We start from the raw sequence: 16883 nt of genomic DNA on the forward strand, positions 1-16883 counted from the left end.
GTTGTACCCACTCGTCGTTCGTCAGATCGCCCCGCCCCACGACCAACACAATGGGCCACGCGAGGCGATCACATGATCCGCCGGACAGAACCTAGGGCCTGGAAGTCCTCGGCGGCCGGGCAGTTCCGGAACTGGTACACCTACATTCGCATGCCGACCATTCTTGCCCGACAAGGTGGCGCGCCGCCCGGACCCCGGGCCTGGCAGCCGGCGGTGTTGCGGCAGGTGCCTGCCGGGAGGCAGCAGGCAGCGTGCCTCGCGCCGCCATCCGGCTGGCGCTCCTGTCGCGCGGTGGCTCAGAGCCTGGCAGTCACAGCGGTGGCCCTGCCCCGCCCGCCGGGGGGTGGTCACGCCAGCTATTGCGCGGTGGTGTGGCGGAGCCGGGGGAGGGCGTCGTGCCGGGCGTAGAGGTCGTCGGTGGTGGCTTATTAGGCGAGTCGGGTGAGCAGGCGGCGCAGGACGTGGTCGTCGCCGTCGCGGACGGCTCTACCTGACCCCGGGGACGACGGCACGATGCGCAGCGACAGCACGCTGTCGCGGCTGACGTCGTGGATCACGACTGCCCGCGCCGCGCGGTCCGTGGCCCAAAGCAATGAGTAAGCCTTTCCTCGCTACTGGTGACATGCTCGATCGCAGGAGGTGGATGGCCATGGACGAGAGAGACACCCGGCCCGAGAAGCCCGCCGAGGGCCTGCCCGCTCCAGGGGGCATCGCCCAGTGCATCGCGCTGCGCTCCCGCCAGCTCGGACTCACCCGTGAGGAGCTGGCGACCGGAGCAGGCATGTCACTCCCGTATCTCCGGCACCTGGAGGAACTGGGCGAGGACTTCGACCCGGGCGCCGTTCTGCGGCTGGCTGCGGTTCTGCGGATGACCTACGACGAACTTCTGGAGGGGCGGACCGATCGCCCGCCCGGGCAGCCTCCACCGGGGCCGCACCCCACACTGAGGAAGCTCACCCCGCAGGAGTGCTGGGACCGCCTGTCGGACCACGGTATCGGGCGGGTCGCCCTGTCTTCGGAGTCCAGCCCCGCCATTCTTCCCGTCAACTACCTCGTCGACGCGCACTCGATCGTCTACCGGACTTCCCCGACGGGCGCCGCCGCGGCTGTCGAGGGCAGCGAGGTCGCCTTCGAGGTGGACCGTGTGGACGACGCCGGCGGTGGGGGCTGGAGCGTGCTCGTCGTCGGCACGGCCGAACGGCTCGACGAGGAGGCCACGACGTGGCTCGCAGCACAGCCCGGAGCGCAGCCGTGGGCAGCCGGCATCCGTGATCTCTGGGTGCGAGTCCTCCCGGCCCGGGTGACCGGTCGCCTGATCCTGATGTCGTGACCCGGTAGACCAGTGCCTAGGCGGTTGCCCCTGCCCGTACCGGCCGCACGCGTCTGTGCGCCCGGGCCCCGTGCGCCAGGCGGAGGCCTGGAACTGCCTGGCGCCGGGGGCGCGGAGGAGTGCCGGTTGCTGGAGTAGCTGGAGCGGGCGCACGGCCGTCGCGGACCTGGTCGACGTCCGCGGCTGCCCGGCCTGCCCCACCGCCCACCTGTGCACCCGCGACCTTGAGGCGAAGCCAGCCACCTGAGCCCGCAGGAGTGCCATCGGCGCTACCAGCCCGGTTCCCGGCTCGCCGGCGCCGACGCCGGTGCGGGGGCCGGGTGCGGATAGCGACGTGGTCGGCCGGGGCGTCACGTCGCGCTGGAGGCCCGGGTGCCGGTCCGGCTGACGGCGGCCGCGGCTGCGGCGGCGATGGCCGGGTTGGCGAGGATCGCCGCGACGACCTGCTCCTCGGTGACCGCACCGCGGCCGGAGGCCGGGATCGGGTGGGCCCGGGCGGTCAGCTCCTGGAGCTCGCGGCCGACAGCGTCCTGGAAGTCGTCGCCGTCCTCGCCGAGGCCCACGGCCCGCATCGCGTCGGCGATCTCGGCCACCGCGGTGTGCAGGCCGCGGACCACGCCGGTGATCAGGTCCGGGTGGCGGGGCCGGGCCAGGACCGAAGGGCGCGCACCTGATAGCACCACGTGCGGGCCCTGACCCTGACGGCTCATCACCTGTCGCCGTGAACTTCGGCCCGGCCTACGGTGAACACACGCGGCCGCGACGCCAACGTCATCGAACGGGCTGTCCGCTGCGCCGAGCCCCGGCCCGCTACCACCCGGCCCGGGGCGGCGGGTGCCGGCGAACATGTACTCCCGGTCCGCCAGGGTGGGGGCACCCGGCGGACCGGGACCAAGAGGGGCCAGCCGCCATGGCGAGGGCCGCTGCGCAGTGGCCCTCCCCCCAGCGCTGCCGGAAGGGCGACCGCCTCCCTTCCCGGCGGCTCGCATGCTTCCAGCCTCCGACGGGCAAACGCCCTGACGAGCACAGCCCACGACGCCCTCGCGATCCGCCCGGCGTCCCCGAAGCTGGTGATCGACCGCGCGGCCGTCACCTTTTGCGACTCCACCGGCATCGACGCCCTGCTGCTCGTCCGGACCGAGGCGGGCCGCCAAGGCGTGACCCTTCACCTGGTCCACCCCGCCCACGCTGTGGCCAGGGTGCTGGAGATCACCGGCACCGACCGGATGATCCCCGTTGACCCACCCCACCGTGCCGGCCGACCCACCAGTCGGCTGGGAGGATCGGTCGGCCGTGGAGCGCGGGGCGGTAGCCGGTCCGATCCGATCCGGTGCGGCTACGTCATGGCGTCGGCGTTCCGGAGACGCTGGCCGCGCCTGCGTGCCGGTCGCCTGCCACCTGCGTGTTCTCCGGGGGCACCTGCTGTGGGTGCGGTGGAGTGGGCGACTGTGGCGGAGGCTGATGGGTGGCCCGGTCGGCCCGGGCGTGCGGCGGGGCCCGGGCGGGGTGAGTCGTATGCTGGAGGGTTACCCGACCGGAACCGCTCGCCAGGGGGTGCTGTCCATGGCTCGTTCCCGAGACCTTCGAACGCTCACCGACACCGTGGAGCCGGTGGCCGGGCCAACGCCGGTGCCGGTGGCGCGCAGGGCGATCGTGGTGGTGGCCTCCTACGCCCGCGACGCGGACGACTGCCGTCGACTCCTGCGGGCCCTCGGCCTGATCCCCGAGGAGGAACGGGTGGGGGAGGAGCAGCGGGTGGGGGCGAGCCGTGCCTGCGTGGGCTGCGGGCGCCCCTTCGACCATCCCGGTGTCAGGCGACGAGACCGGTTCTGCTCCGCCGGCTGCTACCGCAGCGGCAACCTCACGGCCCGATGACGCCGTCACTCGGAACCGTAGAACCGACGGTACCTTCGCGCCCGTAACCGCGGTGCCGCCGGGCCGTTGCAAGCGGTGTACGCCCACCCCGGCGCACACTCATCCCGTCCTGCGGATGCCGCCATCCCCGTGGCCCATCCGCAGGACGTGCCGGACCCGGTGCCTCTACGGCCCGGGCGCCTTCGCGGGCACCAAGCACGCCCTTGGCTCGAACGCCACTGACGCCGACAGGGAGCCGCCGATGGCCGAGGGCCGACCCCGCGAGGTCGCGGGATCGGCCGGCAGTACCCGTGGGCGCGGCATCAGGTGTCGGCCTCCCCGCCCGATGTCTGGTCGGCGCGTTCTCCGGACCGTGCTACCTGTCCGGGATCACGGGCCGGCGGCCGTGGGTCAGGCCGTGGCCTTGGCCATGCCATGGCCCGACAGGATGCCGCGTAGGCGAGGCACGCCTCGGCGCACTTCTTGAGCATGTCGTCGCCCGGCAGGCTCATACAGGCCTCGGCGCACATCTCGCAGGCCCGTGCGGTCATAACGCATATGTCGGGGCCATCGCGGACATGCGCATGGCCATCTGCGCACACATACGGGCCGTCTCCGTGCAGTCCATGAGCGCGCGCAGGAGCTTGGAGTCGGCGTAGGCACCGCCCTGCTCCAGGCAGCAGCTCATCGTCTCCTCGCAGCGGGTGCAGCAGGCCAGGCACGCCTCGATGCCCTTGTGCATCTGCGGGCTAAGTTCCATCGACTCATGACGCATTCCTTCTCGTTCGGCTGGTTCTGCCTGCAGGTACCCACCGGGCAGGCCGTTGCAGGTGGAACGATCGTGTCTATGAGCGGTGGCGGTGCAGAGTAGTGCGACTCTGTTGTAGATCGCACACGCAGTGTAGTTGTACGGCCGCGGTGATCCTGTTGCTCCGTCAGCTCCTGCCATCTGCAGGGCAACGCCGGCCGAGCCCGCTCTCTCCTTGTTCTGTGGGGCGCGAAGGCTGGGTGCTTTCCTCGTCGCCGACCTGAAGCGGGTGGGCAGGCAAGGGGCGTTCGCATATTTACGTGGCGATCAGCTCGCGTGAATGGTGGCAAGCGAGGTAATTCACCCATATGAATCGTGTACTAACTTTTCAATGTCGGCTAATGTGAGCCGAACCTCTTCCCCCGGGAGCTGGGGCTGGCCATTGAAGTCTGCGAAGCCTGCGGACGGGAAGGGGGCAGCGGATCGCCGTCGATCGGCGATCGTGAACCCGCGGTATCTCCCCTCAGGAATAGGCCTCCAGATGACACTGAACATCCCTGGCGCGCTTCATAGGCGCACGATTTCCAGCTGGATCGCGACGGTCGTTTTCGTCGTCGCCGCAGCAGTCACCATGTCGCCGGCGCCGGCTCGGGCCATCGCCACGGCGATCAACCTCGGAGCAGCGGACAGCTTCGCTGTTCTGGGTGGTCAGTCCGTCACCAACACGGGCCCGTCCGTGATCACCGGGGACGTCGGGGTGAGTCCGGGCACGTCCATCACCGGTCTTCTCCCTGTCCAGGTGACCGGCACCATCCATCAGACGGATGCGGTCGCGGCCCAGGCGCAGACGGACCTGACCGCGGCGTACAACAACGCCGCAGGGCAGGCTTCGGACTTCACCCTCACCTCGCCGGGGGACCTCGGAGGTCAGACGCTCGTTCCCGGCGTCTACACCGCGGCGTCGTCCATCAACCTCACGGGCACCCTCACCCTTGACGCACAGAACAACCCCAACGCCGTCTGGGTGTTCCAGGTCGGCTCGACCCTGATCACCGCACCCAACAGCAATGTGCTCCTGGTCAACGGTGCGGCGCCGTGCAATGTCTACTGGCAGGTCGGCAGCTCGGCGACGCTCGACACCGACACGGCGTTCGTGGGCACCATCATGACCCTGGCCTCGGTCGGTCTGAACACCGGGGCGAGCCTCGACGGCCGGGCACTGGCGCAGACTGCCGGATCCGTAACGCTCGACACCAACCGGATCACCCGGCCGTCCTGCGCGGCGGGCACCACGGGCGGCACCACCGGCGGCGTGATCGCCGGCACCACCACCGCCGGCACAACGGGCGGCGTGATCGCCGGTACCACCACGGGCGGGACCACCACCGGCACCACCGGTGGTGTGCTCGGCGGTGTCATCACGGGTGGCGCCACCGGCGGTCTCCTGGGCGGCGTGATCGCCGGCACCACCGGCGGGACCACCGGCGGCGGGACCACGACCGGCGGCACCACCGGCGGGAACACCGGCGGCGGACACGGCGGAGGGGACCACGGCGACCATGGGGACCACGGCGATCACGGGGACTATGGCGATCACGGGGACCACGGGGACTACGGCGACCACGGCGACCACGGCGACCACGGCGACCACGGCGACCATGGCGATCACGGGGACCAGGGGTGCTCGTGCAACGACACGTGGAATGAGCCCGCGCCCTCATAGCCGAACCGGCACGCCAGGAGGGCCATGCCGCAAAGGCGCAGGCCTCTGCGCGTGACAGCGTCCCGGGAGGCGGCTCTTGGTCCAAGAGTTCCGGCTCCGAGGCGGCAGCCCGGTTGATACGCGAAGGCCGGGGGCGTGCGACGGATCGTCACAGACGACGTTGCGCGCCCCCGAACGTCCAGGGCAAAGACCAGAGGGAGCAGCGAAGGTGGCAAGGACGGGGCCCGGCCGTGCGGCGGGCGTGGAACAGCTCGTGGGGACGGGGGACACGGGCCGTCGAGGGGAGGGTGAGAGCGCCGCCGCTCCGGTGACCGAGGCATCTCCCCTGGAGCCGGGTCCGCGGGTCGGGCGCTCGGGACCGCGCCCGCCGGGTGCGGTCATGGGTATCGCCGTGGGCCTGTCCATCGCGACGTCCCTCATCCACGTCTTCCTGGTCTTTCTCTTCGTTGCACCGCCGAACCAGATCTCCCAGTACTACAGCCGGCAGATCAATGCGTGGGTCTATCCACTGTTCGAGCAGAACTGGCGCCTTTTCGCGCCGGACCCGGAGTCCGTGACCCGGCAGATTTCCGCAAGAACGGAGCGAACGTCGGCGGACGGCACCCGCGAGGTCAGCGACTGGTACGACCTGACCGCGGTCGACGACGCCGACGTCAACCACAACCTCCTTCCCAGTCACACGACGCAGAACATGCTGCGCCGTTCCTGGACGGCCTATCTGGAAGCGTTCGGAAATGGGGACCAGCCGCGCTCGGAGCGCGCTCGGATGATGCAGCAGTATCTGCGCAATATCGCGGTGGAGCGACTCACCGCTCGGCAGGAAACGTTCGAGGCTGTTCAGCTGCGGGTGATCACCCGGCCCATTGCAGCACCCACCACGCCGGGCAAGCCAAGCCCGGCCGCGCAACCCTCGGTCGACACCAGGTACCTGCCCTGGTGGAAGGTGGCAACCGATGGAAACTGAGCAGACCCCAGCCGCTGCGCCCTCCGCCTACCCGCCGGCCCCATCGGATGGAAACCCCGACAGCCCCCGCCCGCTCGCCCGTATCGCCGCACTGGGCGGCCTCGTGACCGACCGGCCGGTGTCCCTGTACGCGTCGGCGGTGCTGCGCATCGGGTACGGCCTGCTCTACCTGGCCTTCCTGCTGCGGGAGTTCCCGCACCGCGACGAGATCTGGGGCCCGGGATCGCCCTGGACGCCTGCCCTGGCGCGACAACTGTTCGACCAGACCGGCTGGTTCAGCATCCTTACCCTCTCCGACGGCCCGGCGTACTTCGAGGTCTGCTACGCGGCGGCCGCCATCACGTCCGCGCTGTTCGTCCTGGGCTGGCGCACCCGGGTGGTGTCGATCCTGTTCGCTGTCGTGGTGGCCTCGTTCCACGCGCGGGCCATCTTCATGACGGACGGGGGAGACAACCTCATCCTCCTCATGGCTCTCTACCTCACCTGCACGGCCTGCGGCCGACGCTGGTCCCTGGACGCACGCAGAACGCGCCTCGCGGCCGCGCGCAAGGCCGAACGCCCGACCTCCGACCCGGAGGCGCACACCCCCCGGCAGCGACTCGCTACCACTCTCGGGCGCCTGAGCACGGTGCTGCACAACTGCGCCATGTTCGTCATCGCGGCCCAGGTCTGCGTCGTCTACGGCTCGGCAGGCCTGTACAAGGTCCAGGGCGGCACCTGGCAGAACGGGACCGCCCTGCACTACGTCATGAACCTCGACCTGTTCCGGCCCTGGCCCGCGCTGTCGCTGATGGTCGACAGCCATCCCCTGCTGGTTACCGCCGCCACCTACCTGACCGTGCTCCTCCAGGTGGCTTTCCCGTTCGTCCTGTTCGGCAGGCTGAAATACCCCGTCCTGGCGATGCTGCTCGGGATGCACATGGGTATCGCCGTTCTCATGGGCCTCCCGCTCTTCTCCGGCGCCATGATCGTGGCGGATGCCGTGTTCCTCCCCGACCGCTTCCACCTGTTCCCAGGACAGCTCTGGCGGCGCGCCTTCCCGCACGTCGTTCCCAAGCGAGCGCAGGCCTCCTCCCACGGGGAGGGCCCCGTGGTACCGCCGCAACCCGGATCGGCAGGCTGAGGCCTTGATGCACGCAACGCCCTTCAGCCGACGATCGAGGACGCGATGAGCAGAGCGGCTGGCCGCCGCACGGAACCGGTGCCGGCCTACGACGGCGACTGCGGCTTCTGCCAGCTCGCGATCGACCGCATTCGCCGGTCGGCCCGACCACGGATCATCGCCGTACCGTGGCAGACCCTGCCGCAGCGGCTCACCACCGCGCACCTGGCAAGGGCTGGACCGGGAGGTCCTCCTCCTCCACGAGACCAGGTCCACGCCGGCGGGGCAGACGCAATGGCACGGTACGTCGCGTCCCCCCGGCCCGCCGCTACCGGCTGCTCTCGGCCTGCCCGGCGAACAGACCTGCGCCCGCCGGCTCTACGCCCTGGTGGCAGCGAACAGGCAACGCCTGAGCGGCGGAACGGCATCCTGCGCCCTGCCCCGATCCTGAGCCACCACCGCCGAGATGACGGCCCGCCGGAATCGCTGCCCGGGCGATGGTGCGGCGGGTGAGTGCGCCAAAGGACCGCGCCGCCAAGTCGGGCGCCGTTCCCTCCGCGGAGGAGCTCGCCAAGGTCATTGTGGACTGCGGGCACACGCTCCGGCCGGACGAGGACCGCGAGCCGGCCTCGGACAAGCCGGAGCTCGTCCCCGGCGCTCAGGTGGAGGAGACGGTCCGGATACTCGAACCCGACATCGTGCGCCGGGCCGTCGCGGAGGACCCCCGGCCCGGCGGCCCGCGGCGGAAAGTGTGCCGCTGTGGCACAGTTTGGGTTCAGCTCACGGGGGTGCCCGCTTCGTCAAGGTTCGGTACATCCCCGAACGGGCCCGGTTCACCCGGGGTTGTTGGTAGCAGGTCGCACGTCTGCGGGTGCCGACGTGAACCGGCGTATGGGTGGGGCTGACCCAGCGGTCAGCGGGCGGACCAGACCGGGCAGCGGACCTGGTGACGGGTCAGCAGCAGCACGTCGCCGCCCTCCAGGACCTGGCGGCTGTGCAACGTCGTACAGCAGCCGCCAGGCGCGGCCAGCACGCTCTCCGCCATGACAGGGTCGCCCGCCTGCGGCGGAACCGTGCGCCGGTTCGCAGGGCCCGGCGCGGGCCGTGGCGGGCAGGCATCCAGTGCGGCCCGCTGGCCCACCAGGGCGACGGGCCGGGCGACGACACGGGACCGGCTACGGCGGCGGTTATGACGAGACATGCCGACACCCTGCCCGCTCCCCGCCAGTCCAGTGGCCAGGAACGCCCACGACACGCCGCCACCGGCCCGCCGCGAACCGGCCGAGCTGCTCGCCCGCGAAGTCCAGGTCGAGCTGAGGGTCGTCCAGTCGACTGTGAGTTCTCGGTTCTGGTCTGTGGCGTCCGTGGCTCCTGCCTATGGTCCCCAGGGTCGGTTGGAAGTTCGGGATTGCACAGGATTGTCGTCCGAGCTTTGCGGACTGCAGCTCGGACGGGTTTCGGCTGGAGGCGCGCAGTGCCGTGACCTGCGATCCCGTACTTGACGCGGAATACGGAAGGAATCCGTACGGGACGGCTCCATTGCTGCGCGGGCAGGCACCTTCTGTATCGACGAGGCGTGGATGTGGGAAGCCGCCGACCGACCCGCCGCTCTCGCGGGATTTAGCCAGCGGCGCCTCTGACGAGGTGCTGACCGCCGTCGTGCCTGCCGCCTCTACGCCCACTCCACGCCGTGCTCGGCGAGCTGCTGTCCCACCGCTGCACGGCTGCAGCGGTTCATCCGGGCCGCAGGAGGGCGAGCATGGAGCGAAGTTCGGCCTGGAGCTGCGCCGTCTCCTCCTGGGTCAGGGCCTGGCGGCCGGCCCGTGAGGGGGCTTCGTCTGCGCTTGTCCGTCTTGTGCCCGGTGTGGGGTCGGCAGGGCCGGCGTGCTCGCCCCTTCCACTGGGGCGGCGGGGCGGCACACGTGGGACTTTGTGCCGGCAGTGGGTTGGTGCCAGTCGTCGCGACTGCGCCCCGAGCCGCTCCGGGACCGCGGGCGTCGTCACGGCTCAGCCCCGTGCAGGCTTGGAGAACAGGCTGGTCGCGTTGTATCCGGAGTGGGGGGCCGGCGGGTAGGGGCGCCAGCCGACGTGTTAGGGCTGGGTGCGGTGAAAGTCCTCGGCGATCAGCGTGGCCAGGTCGAAGTAGGCGGCACGGGTCTTCGGTTTCATCTGTGCCAGGTCGACTTCGGCGCCTGCTGCGAGGTGCTCGTCATAAGGGACGGTGACCACGCCGCGGCAGCGGGCCCGGAAGTGGGCGACGATGTCGTTCACCCTGATCGTCCTGCTGGTTCTGCGTGCCTCGGAGAGCACGGTGATGCTGCCTTGGACGAGGTCCGCGTATCCGTGGGCGTTGAGCCAGTCGAAGGTGGTGCTGGCACTGGTCGCGCCGTCCACGCTGGGGGTGGCGACGACGATCAGCTGGTCGGCAAGGTCGAGGACGCCGTGCATGGCGTTGTGGAGCAGGCCGGTGCCGGAGTCGGTCAGGATGATGGGGTAGTGCTGTCCCAGGCAGTCGACGACCTGGCGGTAGTCCTCGTCGGTGAAGGCGGTCGAGAGGCCGGGGTCCCGTCGTTGGCGAGGATCTCCAGCCCGCTGGAGGAATGCGAGGTGTAGCGGCGTACGGCCATGTAGTTGGTGAGGTGGGGGATCTCCGGGATCATGTCGCGGATGGTTGCGCTGCTCTCGCGGCGCACTCGCAGGCTGAGGGTGCCCGCATCCGGATTGGCGTCGATCGCCACCACCCGGTCCTGGCGTTCGGAGGCGAGAGTGGCACCCAGCGCGGTCGTGGTGGTCGTCTTGCCGACTCCGCCCTTGAGGCTGATGACAGCGATCTTGTGGCAGCTCATGACCGGAGTGCGCAGGAGGTCCAGCTTCCGCTGGTGTTCCCGGCGGAGCCAGTTGACGCCACGACGGTCGTTGGAACGGCCGCGCAACAGGCGGTCGGAGGACAAATCCCCGGCCGGGCCGTAGCCCATCACCCCGCCGTGCTCGGGCCGCCCCATGGCCTGCCACTCCACCCCGGGATACGGCGTCCGCGGGCGGGAGCGCGTCGATGCCCCCACCGCGCCGTACGGCGCCAGCACCGGCTGCGGGGGGGGGGTAGGAGCCCGGACGGGCCGCATCGCCGAGGCTGCTGCTGCCCTCCGACGGCATATGGTCAAGCGCGTCCGACCGGTAGTTGCCCTGGGCGGATTCGTTGTCGCCGACGCAGATGTCATGATCGTTGGTCACGGTCTGTAGTCCTTTGATGAGGTCGGAGGGCCCATCAGGGAAGGAGCCGGCGTGGTCCCGGTCGTACCCCGCGGCGATCGGCTGGTGGGTGAGGTCGAGGGGAGGAGCCGGCGACGCCGGTTGGGCGCTGACGCGCCCTCTGCGCCGGTGGTGCTGGAGAGCGCCGTCTTCCGCATGGCCCGGACCGGAGCGCAGGTGATCCGTTGAACCTTCCGCCTGGCCGCCCGCCGCAGGCCCGGAGCGCACACCCCGCAGAGCGGACGCTCCGTTGGGGTACCAGGTCGGCGCGGCAAGGTCGGCGCCGTCCACCCTGGGCTGAGGAGCCCGCGGAGCGCACCACGCGCGCCGGAGGCAGTGCCTTGGCCCCCTATGGCGATCAGCATGCCGTTGTCACCGATCGCCAGACCCAAGGAGGTGAACCGGCACGAAGTCAGCAACTGCTTCGCGCCGCGCAGAACCGGCGCTGGAGGCTGCCGGGCCCTGGTCCGCCAACCCCCGTCCCAAGCCTGCGGCGGGTATGTGTCGCGGTAGTGCTCGGCGGTCCGCAGGGCCTGCTGGACCTCGGGCGGGGTCTCGATCCGGCTGCGCACCCGGTACTGGCCGGTGTCCAGGTCGTCCGCGAGCTGCAACTGGACCTTCAGCGGCCCCATGAAGGAGTAGCGCTGCTGCGTGGCGTGTTCACGTACCTTGTCGACCAGTTCCTCGGTGACGACGGCTGAGCACTGGCTGTGCCATTCGTGGTCGTCGGGACTGAGCTCGACGACGTAGCCGTTGGGCGCGACGGTGTGGTCCCGGTCCCCGATTCTGGCGTTGATGTCGCACTCGCGCCGCAGTGCGCCGGCGAACTCCAGGGGCTGCACGGGGGACTTGAACGCTTTGGCGAAGGCGCCGTTGACCATGGCCTCGATGCGCTGCTCGAGCTTGTTCAGTGTTCCCACGGGCGGTCCCTTCCATCGGCTGTTGGTCTTCTCCGCCGTGGCTACGGGGCAAATTCACCCATTTATGTGACAGATAGTATTATTTCGGCACGCGCTGTGCATGTCCTCAAGCGTGCAAACCAGATTCACCGGATCGGTCAGGCAGCGTCCGCCTCGGACTCAGAGTCAGTCCGCCTGATGGACGGGGCCCGGCCGGGGGATACGCGCACCGAAGCCCGCCGGCCGCCCCGCCCGCCAGGATCGGCCAGATGCCGTGCACCCGCTGAAACTGTGGCGCCCCCGCGCGAGCTTCCAGAGTGCCCACGCTGCCCTGATCCCCGGCTTCGGACCGTCGCGCCCGGCCGGCCGAGCGGGGGCCGGCCGGGCACCCGTCCCCGGCCGGCCGGGCCGCTTACCCGGCTCGCTCTCCCGGACGGACCTCGGCGAGCAGCTCGAGCAGGTAGGCCGTCACCCGATCGGGAGCGCCGGCCCGCACCCACGGCGCCGGGGCTCACCAGCCCTCGACCACGACCTCAACGTCTTCGACGCCCGGGCAGTCCCGACACCGACACACCCACGCCTACTGCTCCGGCAGATCGGCCATCTTCGCTCACCCCGGCCACTCAACCACCGCCAGGACGAACACCGCTACACCACCCGTACCCGTTCCTCGCGCACTCGCAGGCCGAACGGGGTCCTGGTCCCGTCCAGATGCCCGCCACGCGCCAGGACGAGCAGTACGATCCGCCGGATGTTCGCCGACACCTGATCGGGCCACAACGCCGCCTCCTCCCGGAACGTCTTCCAAGTCGGCCCGTGGCCGTGCTGATGGCGGTAGGCGCTGATCCAGGCCAGCGCCCGCCCGCGCCACTGGGGATCGTCGACCAGCTCGCTCGCGCGAGCCCGGGCCGTGGCGGTGCCCAACCCCCAAAAGTCGGCCGGTTTCGGCGCGGCGAGAATCTCCACACCGCGTTCCGGCGTCACTTCAGGGCACAAGCCGCACGCCACCGCGGCCGCCACTGCCTCCTGCACCCGCACCGCCCGCGCCACCTGGGCCTGCGCCCTGCTGTCCGTCTGCATCACGCGATCCGTCCTTCGTTCCGGGGTGGGCCAAGACCAGGCAGGCCCGCCCTGCACAACGAGCCCGTAGGCCGAGGGGTGACTGACGAGCGAGGGGCGGACAGCCCAGTCCTGCGGACGGACAGCTCCAGAGGATCTGATGGCCACCAGCCTGGACACTCCACGACCGCCCACCTGGGCATCTCAGGCTCTGGCGCGAGTTCCGTGAAAGCCGCCGTGGTGATCTTCAGGTTGCGAGGAGTACGCGCTTGCGGAGGAGGTCGAGCTTGGCGCGTCCGAACATCTGCCGCTTGAGCATCTTGATGCGGTTGACGTGGCCTTCGACCGGGCCGGAGTTCCAGCGGAGCGTGAGGCCGGCCATGACCGCCTCCCAATCCTTGCGCAGTCCCGAGGCGAATCCGCGCAGTTCGGGCAGGCGGCTGGCCTCGGCGTCCGCAGTCCATTGTTCGAGATCCTCCTGTCCACGGCGGTTGACGAGCATCGAGGCGAACCGCGAGACGAGGTCACAGGCCTCGTCCAACTCCCGGCACCGGCCCAGGAGTTCCTTCAGTAGAACGCGGTCGCCCTCGGGACGGTTGTCGGGGTGGGTGAGGATCAGCCTCGTCACGTCACGGACCTTGGCGACCGGTGGCCGGGCGGCCGGGACGGCGCGGTCGCGTAGCCGGTGCACGAACCGGCGCACCGTCCGCTCGCTGACGGTCAGGCCGCGTTCGGCAAGTTCTCGGTGGAGCCGAAGCGCGCTGTGGCAGCCCTCGTTGAACCTGGCGACCAGGTAGGCGGCGTGACCGTCCAGGCTGCTCTGCCGACCGGTCCGGCGATCGCCGATCAGCTCCTCGGCTGTGGCGGCGCGCATGAACTTCCGCACCGTCTTCGGGTCCAGGCCCAGCTCGGCCACGATCTGGCTGTGCCCCATGCCCTTGTCCATCAAGGCATGGACGGCGGCGTGGCGCTCGCGGGTCCGGCGGACCCGTCGCCCTTCAGGCGCCTCGGACGGCACCACCTTCTCCTTCTCGGGCGCGGGCGGGACCCACTGCGAGCGCAGGCGGGCGACCAGCCGCTCGGTGGCGTCGCCGAGGTTCGCCCAGAGGTGATACCTGTCAGCGACCTGCGTCGCGGTGCCGGCACCGCGGTCCGCGCCCTCGGCGTAGTAACGGGCGCGGTCGCGGCAGATCACCTCGACACCAGGGTGCTCGGTGAGCCAGGCGGCAAGGGCGTCGGCGGACCGCTCGGGCAGGACCTCGACCGGGCGGCGGCCCTCGATGTCGATCAGGACCGTGCCGTAGTGGTGGCCCTTGCGCAGGGCGAAGTCGTCGACGCCGAGCACGCGGACCGGCCCGATGGCCGGGTCCGGCAGTGCGCGGATCAGGCGTATCAGGGCGTCCCGGCCGACGCCGACCGCCATGTGCTCGGCCAGCCTGGCCCCGGCCCGGCCGCCCAGCGCCAGAGCGACGGTCTCGCGGACCTTCCGCAGTGGCACGGTGCACCGGCCGTACCGGAAGGTCAGGCCGGTGATCTGCTCGGCGAAGGTCCGCTTCCCGCACCCTGGGCTGTCGCAGAAGAACCGGCGGACCCGCAGGTGCAGCACCAGTTCCTGCCCGGAGACCGCGGTGTCGGTGACCCGCCGCTCGTAACCGCTGTGTACCCGCTCGGACCATGCCCCGCAGCCCGGGCAGCTCGCGCCGGCCGTCCGGCCCCGGGCGTGAACACGGACCGACCGGCCAGCCGATCCGACGAACTCGACGTGCAACAGCGCGAACTGAGGGAACAGGACGGCCAGAAGATCAGCAACAGACACCCGTCATGATCGCCAACCGGCAACATCCCCGGGTGGCTTTCACGGAACTTGCGCCCCGGCCGTTTACAGGACTCGCCTCACAGGACGGTCCGCGCCGTGCGGCGAGGGCCGCGCCCTGTGGCGGGCTGGGCGGTGGTTCGGGATGGCGGGGTGCGAGAATTCGTGCAGGTCACCGCTCATATGCCGGGTTCCGAGCGGTTCCGGCCGAGGTCGACGGTGAGCGGACGGAAGGGCAGAAGAGCGTGGGAACGTACGGAACCGGGCTGTACTCGGACGACACCGCGTGCGATGTCCGTGATGCGTACCGTGAGGCTCTGGAAGCGGGGGTGGATACGGAAGAAGCCCGGGCACAGGTGCTGAGTGCCTTTGCCGAGGAACTCTCCGCCCCGGACGAGTACGTCGTGGTACAGCTGGCACTGGCGGACACCCAATTCAGGCTCGGTCGGCTGAGCGAGCCCGCCCGGCAGGAAGCCCTCGCCGTGCTGGACGCCGGCGGCGACCTGGAACGCTGGCAGGAAGCCGGGGTCGCGGAAGTACGCCGACGTGCTGCTGTCCTGCAACGGCTCCGAGCCCGCCTGGAGAGCCCACAACCCGAACCACGCCCGGTCCGTGTCCGTCGCCCGAAGCCATCACGGGCCGTCCCCGGCCGGGTGTACGCGTACCAGGCGAGGAGCGGGCAACCGTACCTGATCCGGGTGGTCGGCATCGCGGACGTAGGCTGCTCGACGGGCCCGGTCGTCCGGTTCCTCGACCATCCCGGGCCCGGCCTGCCGGACGCGGCCCACCTGGCGGAGATTCCCGAGCGGCGCTACCACCCGCGCTGGAAGCGGACCGAGGTGATCATCGCGGACGACGGCACAGCCGCACGCGAGCACGCCGGGCTGATCCTGGTCGGCGAGCACCCCCACACGCCACCACCCCCGTCCCCCAACGGCCGGACGGTCTCCACCTGGACGCAACTCTGCGCCTACGTGGAGACCCGCGACAACCTGGCACCACCGGCAACTGACTCGGTGTAGCTAGCCGACGCAGTCAACGAGTTGCGCTTCCTTCCTGGGCAGCTGGAGGCAGGCAGGCCCTGTCGTGATCGCCAACCGGCAACACCTGCAGGCGGTTTTCACGGAATCCGCGCCAGAGCCGCATCTCAATGACCGTTGACACCTGTCAACGGACACGCCGAGATGGCTCTGGCGCGAGTTCCGACTCGCGCCAGACCTATTTCGGGGTGGCCACTAACAACCCGCACGTCGGCAGTCCACCGCCGACGACCCACGGTGCAGCACCTCGGTGGTGCAGCAGAGTGCAGCGCGCGGCAGTGCAGCACGCGGTGCAGCGTCCGACCCTACGGCTGTGCAGCAGCCGGTCCCGGCCGACCCGGTCGTCGGCCTGGAGGACGACGTGGCCGCGCCGGGCGACGGACCCGAGCAGCTGCCCCTGGCGCTCGCCGGCGAGCGAACCTCCATCTCGCGGCCCCGCCCGCCGACCGGGGAGGCTTGCGGCTCGCCTGTGTGTAGCGCGCAGTCCTTTGCGCACCGCGCCGTGCGCGCTCCGTCATCTCGTTCTCCTTGGCATCGCCGGCACCGCGCCGGGTTCCCACCGCATACGCACCATATGTACGGCGGCGGCCACGGAACGTGACGCCCGGCTGAGTGATCACCTGAATGCCTCCGGTGGCCCCGACCGATGGGGTGTCCAGCCCGCCCTCGGTGGCAAGACGGTCTGGGCGGAGCTCACGCTCCCCAAGCGGGTCGATGTTCCTGCCCTCACCCGTCAGCCGCGCCGTGCCGCTGCCCTCGCCGACCTGATCGCCGCCTGCGCATCACTGCCCGCTTGTCCTTGGGGACGTGGCGGTCAGAAGGGGGCCGGTCCGGCGCCTTTGATCTGCAGGGTGTCGGGGCTGTCGTGGGGCCTGGCGTCGGTGGTGGTGAATTCTGCGGTGGAGCCGTCGGGGAGTCTGATCCGCTTCGTCCCGGTGAGGGCGATGTGCCGCAGGTCAGTGTCGGGGGAGCGGATCTCGCCCTCCCAGGTGCCGGGGCGGCCGCGGTCGGCCGCGAGGCGCGCGGTGACAGGCGTGCTGATCCCGGCATGGAGGACATCGGCGGGCCCCATATAGGTGTCTGGCATGCCATCAGTTCTACG

Annotated in this window: 14 protein-coding genes and 2 pseudogenes; 7 read left to right on the top strand and 9 right to left on the bottom strand. The window is 70.6% G+C overall.

What is annotated here, in order from left to right; translation table 11 throughout:
* Positions 1-428: 428 nt before the first annotated feature.
* Positions 429-593 carry a hypothetical protein gene (locus ACFUK0_RS26105; RefSeq protein WP_380254288.1) on the bottom strand — a complete coding sequence of 55 codons (165 nt, stop codon included), beginning with the start codon at positions 591-593 and terminating at the stop codon, positions 429-431.
* Positions 594-649: 56 nt separating this feature from the next.
* Between ACFUK0_RS26105 and ACFUK0_RS26110 the strand changes: the two genes are divergently transcribed.
* A complete protein-coding gene (locus ACFUK0_RS26110) occupies positions 650-1330 on the top strand; it encodes a helix-turn-helix domain-containing protein (RefSeq protein ID WP_380254290.1) in 681 nt (226 codons plus the stop codon).
* A 350-nt stretch (positions 1331-1680) separates the two neighbouring features.
* Here the strand turns inward: ACFUK0_RS26110 and ACFUK0_RS26115 are convergent, their stop codons facing one another.
* A complete protein-coding gene (locus ACFUK0_RS26115) occupies positions 1681-2040 on the bottom strand; it encodes a hypothetical protein (protein WP_380254292.1) in 360 nt (119 codons plus the stop codon).
* 33 nt (positions 2041-2073) lie between these two features.
* Between ACFUK0_RS26115 and ACFUK0_RS26120 the strand changes: the two are divergent.
* Positions 2074-2562, top strand: a pseudogene (locus ACFUK0_RS26120) (STAS domain-containing protein); the annotation flags it as partial.
* 331 nt (positions 2563-2893) lie between these two features.
* The gene (locus tag ACFUK0_RS26125) at positions 2894-3205 is read left to right on the top strand and encodes a hypothetical protein (RefSeq protein WP_380254351.1); all 312 of its coding nucleotides are present in this window, start codon (positions 2894-2896) and stop codon (positions 3203-3205) included.
* A 526-nt stretch (positions 3206-3731) separates the two neighbouring features.
* Here the strand turns inward: ACFUK0_RS26125 and ACFUK0_RS26130 are convergent.
* The gene (locus ACFUK0_RS26130) at positions 3732-3944 is read right to left on the bottom strand and encodes a hypothetical protein (protein ID WP_380254294.1); all 213 of its coding nucleotides are present in this window, start codon (positions 3942-3944) and stop codon (positions 3732-3734) included.
* Positions 3945-4473: 529 nt separating this feature from the next.
* Between ACFUK0_RS26130 and ACFUK0_RS26135 the strand changes: the two genes are divergently transcribed.
* The 3 genes from ACFUK0_RS26135 to ACFUK0_RS26145 all read left to right on the top strand — a co-directional run bounded on the left by ACFUK0_RS26135 (position 4474) and on the right by ACFUK0_RS26145 (position 7742).
* Positions 4474-5655 carry an ice-binding family protein gene (locus tag ACFUK0_RS26135; RefSeq protein ID WP_380254296.1) on the top strand — a complete coding sequence of 394 codons (1182 nt, stop codon included), beginning with the start codon at positions 4474-4476 and terminating at the stop codon, positions 5653-5655.
* A gap of 379 nt (positions 5656-6034) precedes the next feature.
* On the top strand, positions 6035-6619 hold the full coding sequence (locus tag ACFUK0_RS26140; RefSeq protein ID WP_380254298.1) for a DUF5819 family protein: 585 nt from the start codon (positions 6035-6037) through the stop codon (positions 6617-6619).
* Entirely contained in the window at positions 6609-7742 is a 1134-nt protein-coding gene (locus ACFUK0_RS26145; protein WP_380254300.1) for an HTTM domain-containing protein, read from the top strand. Before ACFUK0_RS26140 ends, ACFUK0_RS26145 begins: the two co-directional genes overlap by 11 nt.
* Positions 7743-8634: 892 nt before the next feature.
* Here the strand turns inward: ACFUK0_RS26145 and ACFUK0_RS26150 are convergent.
* The 5 genes and pseudogenes from ACFUK0_RS26150 to ACFUK0_RS26170 form a co-directional block, all read right to left on the bottom strand.
* Entirely contained in the window at positions 8635-8766 is a 132-nt protein-coding gene (locus ACFUK0_RS26150; protein ID WP_380254302.1) for a hypothetical protein, read from the bottom strand.
* 1052 nt (positions 8767-9818) lie between these two features.
* Positions 9819-10606 (bottom strand): annotated as a pseudogene (locus tag ACFUK0_RS26155) (MinD/ParA family protein); the annotation flags it as partial.
* 342 nt (positions 10607-10948) lie between these two features.
* Positions 10949-11890, bottom strand: coding sequence for a DUF3662 domain-containing protein (locus ACFUK0_RS26160; RefSeq protein ID WP_380254304.1), 942 nt, complete (start codon positions 11888-11890; stop codon positions 10949-10951).
* A gap of 627 nt (positions 11891-12517) precedes the next feature.
* A complete protein-coding gene (locus tag ACFUK0_RS26165; RefSeq protein WP_380254306.1) occupies positions 12518-12952 on the bottom strand; it encodes a hypothetical protein in 435 nt (144 codons plus the stop codon).
* A gap of 223 nt (positions 12953-13175) precedes the next feature.
* On the bottom strand, positions 13176-14744 hold the full coding sequence (locus ACFUK0_RS26170) for an ISL3 family transposase (RefSeq protein WP_380254308.1): 1569 nt from the start codon (positions 14742-14744) through the stop codon (positions 13176-13178).
* A gap of 353 nt (positions 14745-15097) precedes the next feature.
* Between ACFUK0_RS26170 and ACFUK0_RS26175 the strand changes: the two genes are divergently transcribed.
* Entirely contained in the window at positions 15098-15763 is a 666-nt protein-coding gene (locus ACFUK0_RS26175) for a hypothetical protein (RefSeq protein ID WP_380254310.1), read from the top strand.
* A gap of 832 nt (positions 15764-16595) precedes the next feature.
* Here ACFUK0_RS26175 and ACFUK0_RS26180 read toward each other — a convergent pair.
* Positions 16596-16868, bottom strand: coding sequence for a hypothetical protein (locus ACFUK0_RS26180; protein ID WP_380254312.1), 273 nt, complete (start codon positions 16866-16868; stop codon positions 16596-16598).
* Between the last annotated feature and the right edge of the window lie 15 nt (positions 16869-16883).

This window comes from Kitasatospora sp. NPDC057223, from assembly GCF_042669755.1.
Taxonomy (GTDB): Bacteria; Actinomycetota; Actinomycetes; order Streptomycetales; family Streptomycetaceae; genus Kitasatospora.